This window comes from Bradyrhizobium sp. USDA3010 (genome assembly GCF_056429065.1).
Genome location: NZ_JBWJZD010000005.1, coordinates 188046 through 201838, shown reverse-complemented (window position 1 = coordinate 201838; position 13793 = coordinate 188046). Strand labels below are relative to the sequence as shown.

The following is a 13793-nucleotide window of genomic DNA, read 5'->3' as shown; positions in this document are numbered from 1 at the left end:
GCAGGCCCGGGAGCGCGCTGCGGCGCTCCCGGATCGTGCATTACTTGAGCTCGACCTTGGCGCCAGCCTTCTCGAGCTGGGCCTTAATCTTCTCGGCTTCGTCCTTGTTGACGCCTTCCTTGACGGGCTTCGGAGCGCCTTCGACGAGGTCCTTGGCTTCCTTCAGGCCCAGGCCGGTGATGGCGCGGACTTCCTTGATGACTTCGATCTTCTTGTCGCCGGCGGCAGCCAGCACGACGGTGAAGTCGGTCTTCTCTTCAGCCGGAGCAGCGGCAGCGCCACCACCAGCCGGGCCGGCAACCGCGACGGCGGCAGCAGCGGAGACGCCCCACTTTTCTTCGAGGAGCTTGGCGAGTTCGGCGGCTTCGAGCACGGTGAGGCTCGAGAGGTCGTCGACGATTTTCTGCAAGTCAGCCATTGATCTGTTTCCTTAAACGTTTGGTTCGAACCAGGTTTTGAGATTAGCGAAGGGTCAGGCCGCTTCGCTCTTTGAGGCATGAGCCTGAATGACGCGTGCGAGCTTGGCCGCAGGCGCGTTCGACAGCTGAGCGAGCTTGGTCGCCGGCGCCACGATGAGGCCCACGATCTTGCCGCGCAGTTCGTCGAGCGACGGCAGTGAGGCAAGCGCCTTCACGCTGTCGACGTTCAGGACGGTTTTACCCATCGAGCCGCCAAGGATGACGAACTTTTCGTTCGCCTTGGCGAATTCGACGGCAACCTTTGGCGCCGCGACCGGATCGTTCGAAGTAGCGATCACAGTCGGCCCCTTCAGCAGGGAACCGATGGCAGCGACGTCAGTGCCTTCAAGAGCAATTTTGGCGAGACGGTTCTTCGAGACCTTCACCGACGCACCCGCCTGCTTCATCTGCATGCGCAGCTTCTGCATCTGGGCCACGGTGAGGCCGGAATAGTGAGCGACGATCGCAACGCTCGTGGCCTTGAAGGCCTCGTTGAGCTGTCCGACCGCCTCTTTTTTTGCCGCTCGTTCCACAGCAAGCTCTTTCCGGTTGGCGGCCTTTCCGCGAAGGCAGGACCGCCGGGTTGCACCCATCGTCCCGCCCTAAACCTGATCCGTTGGGCGCAAGACCCTTCGGACATGCCGGGCAAGACGACATCTAGAAGCCTGCCCTCCCAGAGCCTTGCGGCAATGGGCTGTCGAGGTTCGAACCAAACCAGCCTCCCAGCCGCGAACAGGCCGCGACGTGGAGCACAAAATCCGGTCTTCACCCGTCTATGCAGGCCATGCGATTAAGCCGTTGAAAACACAAAGTTCTCGCAGGCGCCTGCAGTCTCGGACAGGATCGGGCTATCGGCCGGAGCCGAACGCCCCGCTCTCATTCCGTTGGAGGCGACGGGTTTCCTTCCTTTCGAGCATCCTTGCGGGCATGCGGAAAGGAATGATCTCCTATCACCTCAGGTTTTCGGAATGCGAGCACGGACATGCCAGCAAGTGCCAGCACGCCCGGAAGCCGCTATGTAACCGGTCCCGCGCTACTTGCCAAGAGCAAATTTCAGACCAGTTTCACATTGCGGACGGGGAACCGGTTCCGAGGCCGGAACCGCCAGCCGCTCAGGCGCTCCTTACCTCAAACGGCAGCGGCGTACCCGTGAAGAACGCCTCGAGATTGGCGAGCACGCAGTCCTGCATCGCCACGTGCGATTCCAGGGTGTGGCCGCCGATATGCGGCGACAGCACAACGTTCGGCAGCGCCGTCAGTTCGTCCGGCGCGTGCGGCTCCTTGGCGAACACGTCGAGGCCGGCGCCGGCGATTGCGCCATCGGTCAGCGCTGCGACCAGCGCCTTCTGGTCGATGACGGAGCCGCGCGAGATATTGACCACGATCCCGCTGCTGCCGAGCCGGCGCAGGATGTCGGCATCGACGGAGTCGACCGTATCCGCGCCGGCGCGCACCGCGATCATCAGCACGCTGCACCAGTCGGCGAGCGCCTCGAGGCTCGGAAAGTGCTGATACGGCACGTCCTGCCGTGACCGGCTGAAATAACCGACCTCGGTCTCGAACGCCGCGACCCGCGCCGCGATCTTGCGGCCGATCTCGCCGAGACCATACACGCCGACCTTGCGGCCGCGCATGCCGGCCTGCGGCCGCATCATCGGCGACGGCTTTGCGGCGATCCAGTCGCCGCTGCGGACGTAATTATCGGCGACCGGCAGGCGGCGGGCCGCTGCCAACATCAGCGTCACCGCGATGTCGGCAACCGATGCGGCATTGGCGCCGGGGCTGTGGCCGACCGCAATGCCGCGCTTCGCGGCGGCGGCAAGATCGATCCCCTCATAGCCGGTGCCGTAGCAGATGATCGCGCCAAGCTTCGGCAGCATGTCCATGGCCTCGCCGCCGAGTGTCGTCCCACCCGATGTGATCATGGCCCGGATCTCGCCGAGCTCCGCCGCCGGAAACATCTCGGTCGGCGGCTTGCCCGCGGCATTCAGCAGTTCGTAGCGCTCGCCGAAGCGCACCAGCTCGTTTCTCGGAAAGCGCGAATAGACCAGCACCTTATCGGGCATTGTTGTTGTTTCCTGCGAGAGGCTTCACCTGGAGCCTTTTCCATTCCGATTTGAATCGGAACAAGGCTTTGGATTCTTGTCCTGCGATTGTTGTCCTGGCGCGTTTTCTTCACGCGAGCCGGTAGCCGCTTCGCGCGAAAACGCTCCGGCAAAACAAAAGGGCGGAACCGGTTGCCCGATCCCGCCCTGTCTATCTCGTCACGGCCAAAGACCTCAGCCGAGGATCGTGCCCGGCTCGACCTTCACGCCCGGGCCCATGGTGGAGGAAACCGCCACGCGCTGGATGTAGGTGCCCTTGGAACCCGCCGGCTTCGCCTTGGAGACCGCATCCGCGAGCGCCTTGACGTTCTCGACCAGCTTGTCCTCGGAGAACGAGGCCTTGCCGATGCCGGCCTGCACAATGCCGGCCTTCTCGACGCGGAACTCGACCGAGCCGCCCTTGGCGCCCTTGACGGCGTTGGTGACGTCCATGGTCACGGTGCCGATCTTCGGGTTCGGCATCATGCCGCGCGGACCGAGCACCTTACCGAGGCGGCCGACCAGCGGCATCATGTCGGGAGTGGCGATACAACGATCGAAGTCGATCGCACCGCCCTGCACCTTCTCGACCAGGTCTTCGGCACCGACGACGTCGGCACCGGCGGCCTTGGCTTCCTCAGCCTTGGCACCGCGCGCGAACACGCCGACGCGCAGCGTACGGCCGGTTCCGTTCGGCAGGTTCACGACGCCGCGGACCATCTGGTCGGCGTGGCGCGGGTCGACGCCGAGATTGATCGCGATCTCGATCGTCTCGTCGAACTTCGACTTGGCGCGCTCCTTGACCATCTTGATGGCGTCCGCGAGCGGATAGAGCTTCTCGCGATCGACGCCCTCGCGGGCCTTCTTCAAACGCTTTCCGATTGCCATGGCCCGTTACCCCGCAACTTCCAGACCCATCGAACGGGCAGAGCCCTCGACCATCTTCATGGCCGATTCGATGGTGTCGCAATTCAAGTCCTTCATCTTCTTCTCGGCGATCTCGCGCACCTGCGCCTTGGTCACCTGGCCGGCCTTGTCGCGGCCCGGCGCCTTCGAGCCGGACTGGATCTTGGCAGCCTGCTTGAGGAAGAACGACATCGGGGGCGTCTTCATCTCGAAGGTGAACGAACGATCGGCGTAGATCGTGATCACCACCGGGATTGGGGTATTCTTCTCTTCCTTCTGGGTCTGCGCGTTGAACGCCTTGCAGAACTCCATGATGTTGAGACCGCGCTGACCAAGCGCGGGGCCGATCGGGGGCGAAGGATTCGCCGCACCGGCCGGGACCTGAAGCTTCAGGTATCCGGTCACTTTCTTTGCCATTTATCACTCCTGTTGTGCCGGACGGTGCCGGCGGTTTCAGGTTCCGTGGTTCGGTTGAAGGGGCTGGCGACCGCCTCCTCCCTCCCACGGCCTCTCACTTGACGCGGGGCATATACCCCACGCCGTCCGGTCAGACCACCTTTTCGACCTGACCGAATTCCAGTTCCACGGGGGTCGCACGGCCGAAGATCGACACCGCGACCTTCACGCGCGAGCGCGCCTCGTCGATTTCTTCCACCACGCCGGAGAACGAGGCGAACGGGCCGTCGGCCACGCGCACGTTCTCGCCGATTTCGAACGACACCGACGCCTTCGGACGCTCCACGCCCTCCTGCACCTGGTGCAGGATCCGCATCGCCTCCGATTCGGAGATCGGCATCGGCTTGTTTTCAGCGCCCAGGAAGCCGGTCACCTTCGGGGTGTTCTTGATCAGATGGAACGCCTCGTCGGTCAGCTTCATCTTCACCAGCACATAGCCCGGGAAGAACTTGCGCTCGGCGTCGATCTTGCGGCCGCGGCGCACCTCGGTGACCTTCTCGGTCGGCACCAGCACCTGCTCGAACAGCTCTTCCAGCCCGCGCTGCTTGGCCTGCTCGCGGATCGATTCCGCGACCTTCTTCTCGAAGTTCGAATAGGCGTGAACGATGTACCAGCGCTTGTCCATCAATTGAGTTCCCATGCTCATCAGTGGATGCCCAGTATCAGGGTGATGAGGTAGCGGATGACCTGGTCCGAGGCGAAAAAGAAGATCGAGGCCAGCGCCACCATCACGAACACCATGATGGTGGTGATGGTGGTCTCGCGCCGCGTCGGCCAGGTGACCTTGGCGGTCTCCGAGCGCACTTCCTGCAGGAATTTGAACGGGCTGAAAGCCATCGTGAGATCCGCGTCCGTCTCCGGACGATTTGCAACGTTTCAAGGAATCCGAACAGCCGACCTTGCGGACCCAGCCCTCGTTTGGAAGGTTGAGCCGATAAACGAGCTCGAATGTTCGGGGAATTAGGCCGCGCCGGATATCCGCGATCAAAGCGGGCCGGCTGCGAGTGCCGGGTATCTACTGCGAGACCGGCCAAAGGTCAAGGTCGGCGGGGTGCGCCCCACCCGGAACCCCACTCGGGCAGACTGGAGCGGGGCCTCTCAAATCAAGGGCTTAGCCGGCGCCCGGCGATATCCCCGCTTGCTGCCGAGATAACCGTCGCTCGTCTAGGCCAGGGCGGGTTTTGGCGGCAGCAGCATCGATACAAGCAATCCACTCGGCTCCCGCAGCCTCAGTGCGATGCTGCCGCCATGACGTTGGGCAATATCCTGCGCAATCGACAGTCCCAGCCCGAAGCCGCCTTCCTGTCGTGCGTTGTCAGCCTTGAAGAAGGGCTCGAACACCCTGTCGTGCAGCGCCGGCGGGATGCCGGGACCATCGTCGGCCACCTCGATCTCGACGTGGTCGGCCTCCGTAAGGCGGAGCGTCACCACGACCAAGCTGCCGTGCTTGACCGCGTTCTCCACGATATTGGTGACGGCGCGCGACAGCGCACGAGGCCGACAGACATAGGGCAGTCGCGCCGGCCCGGAATAGGATACCGCATGGCCCGTGTCGGCAAAGTCCGAGCAGATCGTCTGCAGAAAGCTCGGCAGGTCGATACACGACATCGCCTCCGAGCGCGCATCGTCGCGAAGATACTCCAGCGTCTCGTTGATCATGCGCGTCATCTTGGCGATATCGGCCAGCATCGCCGTGCGCAGTGCATCTTCGCGTACCCGCTCGGAGCGCAACCTGAGCCGCGTCAGCGGCGTCCGCAGGTCATGACTGATGGCGGCCAGCATCCGCGTGCGGTCGTCGAGCAGCGCAGCGATACGGGTGCGCATGTCGTTCAGTGCGTCGGCAACCTTGGTGATTTCAAGCGGGCCGCGCCGGTGCAGCACCTCGGGAGCCCGCGGCGAGCGGCCGAACGACGTCGCGGCGCGCGCGACTTCGGCCAGCGGTGCGATTACCCAACGCACCGCATAGACCGATAGCAACAGCATCGAGATCAACACGATCGTCGCCATCGCGGCCGCCGGACGGAGCACAAAGGACCAAAAGCCGCCGGCGGTCGCGACGTCGGCCATCAGCGCGTGGCCGTCGTCGAGCTTCACGATCACCTGTGACGCCGAGCCTGCCGGATGACGCAATTCCTCCAGCAACTCGATTCCAGGCTCGGCCGCCAGTTGCCGAAACGCCCGCATGGACGGCCGCGTCTCTCCGATCGTCCGAGGCACGAGTTCGCTCAACGCGACGCGCCTGACATCGAGACCGCCGCGCCTCGCCGCGGCCAGCAGCCCATCCGCTTCGGTTGGCGTCGTCGTGGAGCGCAGAAGCTGTGCGACCTCCGCGATCCGCCCCGCAAGAAACTTCTGCGTGTCATTGACCGAGGGAGAATCGAACAAAAAAATGATGCCTGCCGCCGCGAGCGTGATGCCGATCAGTTCCGACAGCGCGACCAGGCTCATGATCTGCGCAGCAATGCTGCGCGGCATCAGCCGCTGCACCCACGCCATCATATCTGCTCGACCGCAGGCGTGAAGAGGTAGCCGCCGAGCCGCACCGTCTTGATCATCGAGCGGTCCTTTGGATCCGGCTCGATCTTCTGCCTGATGCGGCTGATATGGACGTCGACGCTGCGCTCGACCGACGCGATCAGGCCGCCGAAGGCCTGCTCGATCAGTTGCTCGCGCGACAGCACCTGGCCGGGATTGCGGCAGAAGGCCAGCAGCAGATCGAACTCGGCCCCGGTCAGCGTGATGCGGACGCCGGCGGGATCATGCAGTTCGCGGGTGGTCGGATTGATACGCCATCCGGCGAAGGTCAGAGGGCGCGGCCGGAAGCGTGATGCAGCGCCGCTCTCGACCCGGCGCAACAGCGCGCGGATGCGGGCCACCAGCTCCCGCGAATTGAACGGCTTGGTGACATAGTCGTCGGCGCCGAGCTCGAGGCCGAGGATACGGTCGATGTCCTCGCCGCGCGCTGTGACCATGATGATCGGAATCGAGGACGACATGCGCAGGCGCCGGCAGATGCTGAGCCCGTCCTCGCCCGGCAGCATCACGTCGAGCACGATGAGGTCGAAGCTCTCGTGCTTGAGCAGCGCATCCATCTCCGCGGCAGAGCCGACCAGCACCGGCCGAAAGCCGCTGTCCTCGAGCACCTCGGCCAGCATGCGCGCGATATCGGCATCGTCCTCGACGCAGAGGATGCGCGCGTTGGTGACGGGGAAAGCCACGAGGTCGTATTCCAGAATTTGCATCACGGCATTTTAGAGGCGTCTGCCGCGGATGCGCAGCGTGCAAATATTGCGTTTTGTTAAGCGTGCGCGGCCAAATGTGGCCCAAATAGGTCGCACGGTTTCGCGAGCTACATCTGACTTAATATCTCTTAATCCCGACCCGGGCAGCCCTGCTCTATCGTGACCTGCGATCGTTTGTGGGGTGAGCGATCGTTCGAGGGGTTACATGAAAGTGGAGTTTCGACCCGGCGCTGCTGCACACGCGCAGAGCACGGGACAGGCATGGCGTGATGGCCAGTACAACCGGTCATCCTCGCTTGCCGGAGCTGCCGTCGCGATGGCGTTGTTGTCGGGTTGCGCCAGCGCGCCATTGACCAGAGGCGGATCACTGGCCTCGTATGACAACCTGACGCAGTCCGACGGTCTGCTGGCGAAATCGCTGGTGCGGGTCAACAAGGACGACGTGCTTGCCGCGAAGACCGTACGGATCGTACCGACGACCTTCTCTCAGGCATCGCCGACGCTGTCGCAAGAGCAGCGAAGTCTGGTAGCCAACGCGATCAACCGCTCGCTCTGCATGGGCCTGAGCGAGCGGCTCCAGGTCGTCGGCTCCGATCAGCCCGCGGACCTGACCGCGCATGCGCTCGTCACCCAGGCGGCGCCGACCGACGAGGTCGCCGCGGGCGCCTCCAAGGTGGTTGGCATTCTGCCGACCGCGCTCGGGGCCGGCGTCCCGGTGCCGGTGCCGCGGTTGCCGATCGGACTCGGCAGCCTGACCGTCGAAGCGGAGGTGCGCGATCCGGCGAGCCGCCAGCAGGCGGCGATGGTCTGGGCCCGCGGCGCCAATTCGTTCACCAACTCGCCGATGGTCTCCAGCGCCGCCGACGCCTACGATCTAGCCTCCTCCTTCAGCGACGATTTCAGCAAGCTGGTTGTCACCGGCGCGACGCCGTTCGGCAAGCCGCCGCAGCTGCCGTCATTCGACAAGATCGGCGCCTCGCTCGGCGGCAAGCCGAAATACGCGGCCTGCGAGGCGTTCGGCCGCAATCCCGGCTTGATCGGTATGGCCGCAGGCAGGCTTGGCTTGCCGCCGGAATGGTCGGACAAGGCGCCGGCGACAACCGGCCAATAGCCGGTCTATCCAGCAAAGCTCTTCTGGACCGCCTGGTCGAGCGTGGCGCCGCCGACATAACGCTGCCGCAGCTCGCGCTTGAGCAGCTTGCCGCTCGGGTTCTTCGGCAGGCTCTCCACGAAGATGACCCGCTTCGGCACCTTGAAATGGGCCATCGACGCCGCGCAATGCTTGATGACGGCGTCGGCATCGAGGCTCTCTCCGGCCTTGACCACGACGATCGCGGTGACCGCCTCGATCCAGCGCGGATCAGGCAGCCCGACCACTGCAACCTCCGACACCGCGGGCAACCGGTAGATCATCTCCTCGACCTCGCGGCTCGCGACATTCTCGCCGCCGCTCTTGATCATGTCCTTCACGCGATCGACGACCGTGATGTAGCCGTCGGCATCGACGGTCGCGAGATCGCCGGAATGAAACCAGCCGCCGGCAAACGCCGCCGCCGTCTTGACCGGATCATTGTAGTAGCCGGACAAGAGATGCGGCGAGCGGTGCACGATCTCGCCGACCTCCCCGACCTCGACGTCGGTCATGTCCGGCTTGACCACCCGCGTCTCGACATTGATCGCGGGCTTGCCGGCCGAGCCCGCCTTCGGCAGCTGGTGCTCCGGCGCCAGCACGGTCGCCAGCGGCGCGATCTCGGTCTGGCCGTAGAAATTCCAGAATTTTACGTCGGGCAGCCGGCGCTGCAATTCGAGCAGCACTTCGACCGGCATGATCGAGGCGCCGTAGTAGCCCTTGCGCAGGGTCGACAGATCGGTGCGATCGAACGCGCCCGAGCGCAGCATCGCGATCCAGATCGTCGGCGGCGCGAAGAACGCATTGATCTTGTGGGCCGCGATCAGCGCCAGGACATTGTCGGGCACCGGCTTGCCGGTAATGAGACTGGTGGCGCCGAGATAGATCGCGGGCCCCAGGAAGACGTCGAGCTGTGCGCAGTGATACAGCGGCAGCGCGTGCAGCACGGTGTCGTCGGTCGCCATGCCGCCGTCGATGATGCAGCTCACATACTGCCACATCACCGCTTCATGGGTCAGGATCGCGCCTTTCGGCAGCGACTCCGTGCCGCTGGTATAGATGATCTGCGCGGGATCGCGGCTGTCGACCGCGGTATCCGGCGCCGACGCATCGCTGTGCAACAGGCTCTCGAAGGTCGTGATGCCGTCGGGCGCGGTGGCCGGATCCTCGCCGGGCAGCCAGATCAGGGTTTCGACCGCCGAGCCCTTGGCGGCCGCAGCGTGCGCGGTCTCCACGAAATCGGGGCCGACCGCGAGCAGCTTCGCGCCGGAATTGGCGAGGATGAAATTGATCTCGTCGGGATTGAGCATGAAATTGATGGGCACCAGGATCGCGCCGATCCGCGCCACCGCGAAGCGCAGCGCGGCGAAGCCGTGCGAGTTGCGCGACAGCACTGCAACGCGATCGCCCTTCGCAATGCCCAGCGCGAGCAAGCCGCGCCCCAGCCGATTGCAGATCGCATCCATCTCCGCGAAGGTCCAGCTCACCTCGCCGCAGATCAGCGCGGTCTTGTTGGGGTAGCGCTTGGCCGACCGGCGCAACAGATCGCCGATGCTGTGCTCGCGGGCGCGCCGGATGGTTGCTGCGATGTCTCCGCTCATGAAGTCCCTCCCGAATGTGCTTTTTTGTCGTTGTCTTGTCTTTGTCGCTCTCGGCCGTGCCGTCCCTATTGCCGGGCGGCGTAGGCGTGTTCCATATAGGTGTGCTCGACCGAGCGATCGAGCGAGGCGATCTTCTCGAAGCCGCGCCGCCAGTCCTGCAAATGCCGCCGGGTCCACAGCACGCCGGCCTCCTTGTCGCGCCGCGTGATCGCATCGAGGATGTGGCGATGCGCCTCGACGAGGCGCGCGCCGCCCTCCGGCACGCCGCCGACGATCATCTCGGTGGTCGGAAAGAACAGCTGCGCGGCAGGCTCGCGGGCGAGTTGCAACACGCGGTTCTGCGAGGCCTTAGCCATCAGCACGTGGAATTCCGCATCGAGCTCGGCGAGATCGGCGGGATTGCCGACCACAGCCGCGCTGCGCTCGAGATTGCCGGCGAGCTCGGCGATGTTCGCCTCGGTCGCGCGCTCCACCGCGCCCTCGACGCTCGCGACCTCCAGCGTCATCGACGTCTCGAACAATTCGCGGAACGTCACCTCATGCAGGATCAGCGCGCGCGACAGTCGCGTGGCCAGCTTGTTGTAGCGCGGCAGGCAGGCCTGCAGGCGGCGGCTGGAATCGCGGCGGATCAGCCCGCCCTCCTCGAGCACGCGAATGCCTTCGCGCACCGTCGAGCGGTTGACGCCGAACTGCGCGACCAGCTGCTGCTCGGTGCCGATCGGCTCGCCCGGCTTGATCCGGCCGTTGATGATCTCGCGTTCGATCGCGTCCGCGACCTTCTGGTAGGCCGGCGCGACATCGATGCGTCGGAACAGCGGCGCTGCGGACACCCTTAGCTCCCGATTGTCGTTTGTCGGACAAAGGATAGGGGAAGGCATCTACCGGGTCAAATCGGCTATTATTGGCCGGATTGTCGCACCCGGCCGGTACGAATTGACACCGGAACCGGGCAAATCTAGCTTTGTCGGACAAACCGATAAGAACAGACCGATAAGAACACCCTGGGAGGCGCATCACCATGAAATCCATCGTCACGAGTCTGTCCGCCGCCGGCCTGATCGCCGCCGTGCTGGCGGGGCCCGCGCTCGCGCAGCAGGCGCCGCTCAAGATCGGCGTGCTGACCGATTTCCAGTCGGTCTATTCGGACATCGGCGGCGCCGGGAACGTCGAGGCCACCAAGATGGCGATCGAGGAGTTCGGCGGCAGCATCTTCGGCAAGCCGATCGAGCTCGTCACCGCCGACGCCCTCAACAAGGCCGATGTCGCCGCCACCATCACCCGCAAATGGTACGAGGCCGAAGGCGTCGACATGATCATCGACATGCCGACCTCGGCGACCGCGCTCGCCGGCATGGAGATGTCGAAGCAGTTCGAGAAGATCATGATCGTGACGGACGCGGCGAGCTCCGACATCACCGGCAAATCCTGCTCGCCCTACACGCTGCATTGGACCTACGACACCTACGCCAACGCCCATACCGTCGGCAGCGCGATCGTGAAGAACGGCGGCGATAGCTGGTTCTTCATCACCGCCGACTACGTGTTCGGCCATTCGATCGAGCGCGACACCGGCGACGTGGTCCGCGCCGCCGGCGGCAAGGTGCTCGGCAGCGCCCGGCATCCGCTCAACACGCCGGACTTCTCGTCCTTCCTGCTGCAGGCGCAGTCGTCGAAGGCCAAGATCGTCGGCCTCGCCAATGGCGGCGGCGATACCATCAATGCGATCAAGCAGGCCGCCGAGTTCGGCATCGTCGCAGGCGGGCAGAATCTGGCCGGCATCGTGATGTTCATCTCGGACATCCACAGCCTCGGGCTGAAGCTCGCGCAGGGCCTGATCATCACCGAGGCCTACTACTGGGATCTCAACGACCGCACCCGCGCCTTCGGCAAGCGCTTCTTCGAGCGCATGAAGCGGATGCCGACCATGAACCAGGCCGCGACCTACAGCGCCACCCTGCACTACCTCAATGCGGTGAAGGCCGCCGGCACCAAGGACACCAAGCCGGTGCTGGCGAAAATGCGCGCGACCCCGGTGCGCGACGCCTTCACCGACAACGGCGTGGTGCGCGAGGACGGCCGCATGGTGCACTCGATGTTCCTGTTCGAGGTCAAGAGACCTGAGGAATCGAAGGCGCCGTGGGATTACTACAAGGTGCTCGCCGAGGTGCCCGGCGACCAGGCGTTCCGGCCGCTGAAGGACGGCGGCTGCCCGCTCATCAAGTGAGTGAATACGATCATGGCCGGGGTCCAGGACCTCGGCCAACACCTTCAAATGATTGGGTAAAAGCTGGCAGGAGTGGCAGGGCTCGAACCTGCGACCCCCGGTTTTGGAGACCGGTGCTCTACCAATTGAGCTACACTCCTGCAGGGAACCAGCGTCGCCGCCGGTTCGCGCCGTTTCAAGCACAGGGCATGGCCGGTTTGCAAGGGCGAAGCGGTGAAGCTTCTGTTCATTGCAAAACTTCTGCGCCAGACTTCGGCCATCACTCCAAGATCACCCCATGCAGGCGCTCCGCCGCAAGAATCAAGAACCCGGGAGAGACCATGAACGCCCAGACCGCCACCAAGCACGCCGCCGGCCAGATCACCCCTTCCCTCCCCCTCGCCAAACCCGAATCGATCGGACTGTCGGGCACGCGGCTGCAGGCACTGTCCGACACCTTCAGGCGCGAGGTCGACAAGGGAACCGCGCCCGGCTTCACGGTGCTGGTGGCGCGGCGCGGCCAGATCGGCTGGTTCGATGCGATTGGCCGGCAAGGCCCGACCGCCGCAGCCCCGATGACGCACGACACGATCTTCCGCATCTTCTCGATGACCAAGCCGATCGTCTCGGTCGGCATCATGATGCTGCTGGAGGACGGCCGCTTCCTGCTCAACGACCCCGTCGCAAAATTCATCCCCGAATTCGCCGAGACCAAGGTCGGCGTCGAGCACAACGGCAAGCTCGAGCTGGTCCCCGTCCAGCGGCAGATGACGATCCAGGACCTGCTGCGCCACACATCTGGCCTGACCTACGACCATACCGGCAACGGCCCGGTGCAGCAGCTCTACCAGCAGTCGCGGCTGCGTAGCCGCAAGATCACCAATGCCGAGCACGCCACCATGCTCGCCGGCATGCCGCTGATCTGCCAGCCCGGCGCCGAGTGGAACTACAGCCGCTCCACCGACATCCTCGGCCGCATCATCGAAGTCGTCAGCGGCCAGACGCTCGGCGCGTTCCTCACCGAGCGCATCCTCTCGCCGCTGCAAATGAACGAGACCGCCTTCCACACCCCGGAGGCCAATGCCGGACGGCTTGCCGAGGCCTTTGCCAACGATCCCTGGACCAACGAGAAGGTGCAGCTGTTCAACATGCTGGAGAAGCCGGCGATGGAATCCGGCGGCGGCGGACTGGTGTCGACCACGATGGACTATGCGCGCTTCGCGCAGATGCTGCTCAACGGCGGCACGCTCGACGGTGTCAGGATCATCGGCCGCAAGACGCTCGAATTCATGGCCTCCGACCACCTCGGCGCCGGCGTCAAGGTCCAGGGCACGCTGGTGTCGCCCGGCCACAGCTTCGGCCTCGGCTTTGCCGTGCGCATGCAGCAGGGCATCGCGCCGTTCTCAGGTTCGGTCGGCCAGTACTTCTGGAGCGGCATGGCCGGCACGTTCTTCTGGATCGATCCGAGCGAAGACCTGATCGCGGTCTTCATGATGCAGGGCCCGGGCCAGCGCGAATATACCCGCTCGCTGGTACGCAACGGCGTGTATGCGGCGGTGGAGTGAGGTTGGCGCGCCTTCCTCCCCATCCAACACTGTCATGCCCCGCGCAGGCGGGGCATCCAGTACGCCGCGGCCCATCGGCTCAATAATGACTGCCTCTGGAATACTGGATCACCCGCTTTCGCGGGTGATGACAGATGAACGTGTGGCGC

14 protein-coding genes and 1 tRNA gene are annotated in these 13793 nt (G+C 64.6%); 3 read left to right on the top strand and 12 right to left on the bottom strand.

What is annotated here, in order from left to right:
- Positions 1–40: 40 nt before the first annotated feature.
- The 9 genes from rplL to AC066Y_RS10970 form a co-directional block, all read right to left on the bottom strand.
- A complete protein-coding gene (rplL, locus tag AC066Y_RS11010; protein ID WP_092115002.1) occupies positions 41–418 on the bottom strand; it encodes a 50S ribosomal protein L7/L12 in 378 nt (125 codons plus the stop codon).
- A 54-nt stretch (positions 419–472) separates the two neighbouring features.
- On the bottom strand, positions 473–991 hold the full coding sequence (rplJ, locus tag AC066Y_RS11005; RefSeq protein ID WP_092115003.1) for a 50S ribosomal protein L10: 519 nt from the start codon (positions 989–991) through the stop codon (positions 473–475).
- A gap of 579 nt (positions 992–1570) precedes the next feature.
- Positions 1571–2524 carry a 2-hydroxyacid dehydrogenase gene (locus tag AC066Y_RS11000; protein ID WP_478273894.1) on the bottom strand — a complete coding sequence of 318 codons (954 nt, stop codon included), beginning with the start codon at positions 2522–2524 and terminating at the stop codon, positions 1571–1573.
- A 213-nt stretch (positions 2525–2737) separates the two neighbouring features.
- Positions 2738–3430, bottom strand: coding sequence for a 50S ribosomal protein L1 (gene rplA / locus AC066Y_RS10995; RefSeq protein WP_029081784.1), 693 nt, complete (start codon positions 3428–3430; stop codon positions 2738–2740).
- 6 nt (positions 3431–3436) lie between these two features.
- Entirely contained in the window at positions 3437–3865 is a 429-nt protein-coding gene (gene rplK / locus AC066Y_RS10990) for a 50S ribosomal protein L11 (RefSeq protein WP_066499365.1), read from the bottom strand.
- A 130-nt stretch (positions 3866–3995) separates the two neighbouring features.
- On the bottom strand, positions 3996–4529 hold the full coding sequence (nusG, locus tag AC066Y_RS10985; RefSeq protein ID WP_044538613.1) for a transcription termination/antitermination protein NusG: 534 nt from the start codon (positions 4527–4529) through the stop codon (positions 3996–3998).
- Positions 4530–4549: 20 nt separating this feature from the next.
- Entirely contained in the window at positions 4550–4741 is a 192-nt protein-coding gene (secE, locus tag AC066Y_RS10980; RefSeq protein WP_478273893.1) for a preprotein translocase subunit SecE, read from the bottom strand.
- Positions 4742–5068: 327 nt separating this feature from the next.
- A complete protein-coding gene (locus tag AC066Y_RS10975) occupies positions 5069–6400 on the bottom strand; it encodes an ATP-binding protein (protein ID WP_478273892.1) in 1332 nt (443 codons plus the stop codon).
- Positions 6400–7146 carry a response regulator gene (locus AC066Y_RS10970; RefSeq protein ID WP_478273891.1) on the bottom strand — a complete coding sequence of 249 codons (747 nt, stop codon included), beginning with the start codon at positions 7144–7146 and terminating at the stop codon, positions 6400–6402. Before AC066Y_RS10970 ends, AC066Y_RS10975 begins: the two co-directional genes overlap by 1 nt.
- A 205-nt stretch (positions 7147–7351) precedes the next feature.
- Between AC066Y_RS10970 and AC066Y_RS10965 the strand changes: the two genes are divergently transcribed.
- Positions 7352–8257 (top strand): DUF3313 domain-containing protein, encoded by a 906-nt coding sequence (locus AC066Y_RS10965; protein ID WP_478273890.1) that lies wholly within the window; start codon positions 7352–7354, stop codon positions 8255–8257.
- Positions 8258–8262: 5 nt separating this feature from the next.
- On the opposite strand, the gene AC066Y_RS10960 is transcribed toward AC066Y_RS10965, so the two are convergent.
- Entirely contained in the window at positions 8263–9876 is a 1614-nt protein-coding gene (locus AC066Y_RS10960) for an acyl-CoA synthetase (RefSeq protein ID WP_478273889.1), read from the bottom strand.
- A 65-nt stretch (positions 9877–9941) separates the two neighbouring features.
- The gene (locus tag AC066Y_RS10955; RefSeq protein WP_478273888.1) at positions 9942–10706 is read right to left on the bottom strand and encodes a FadR/GntR family transcriptional regulator; all 765 of its coding nucleotides are present in this window, start codon (positions 10704–10706) and stop codon (positions 9942–9944) included.
- Between the two features lie 188 nt (positions 10707–10894).
- Here AC066Y_RS10955 and AC066Y_RS10950 point away from each other — a divergent pair, with 188 nt between their 5' ends.
- Positions 10895–12100 carry an ABC transporter substrate-binding protein gene (locus tag AC066Y_RS10950; protein WP_478273887.1) on the top strand — a complete coding sequence of 402 codons (1206 nt, stop codon included), beginning with the start codon at positions 10895–10897 and terminating at the stop codon, positions 12098–12100.
- Between the two features lie 64 nt (positions 12101–12164).
- On the opposite strand, the gene AC066Y_RS10945 is transcribed toward AC066Y_RS10950, so the two are convergent.
- Positions 12165–12240: transfer RNA gene (locus AC066Y_RS10945), tRNA-Trp, on the bottom strand.
- 180 nt (positions 12241–12420) lie between these two features.
- Between AC066Y_RS10945 and AC066Y_RS10940 the strand changes: the two genes are divergently transcribed.
- The gene (locus AC066Y_RS10940) at positions 12421–13644 is read left to right on the top strand and encodes a serine hydrolase domain-containing protein (protein WP_478273886.1); all 1224 of its coding nucleotides are present in this window, start codon (positions 12421–12423) and stop codon (positions 13642–13644) included.
- Positions 13645–13793: the final 149 nt, after the last annotated feature.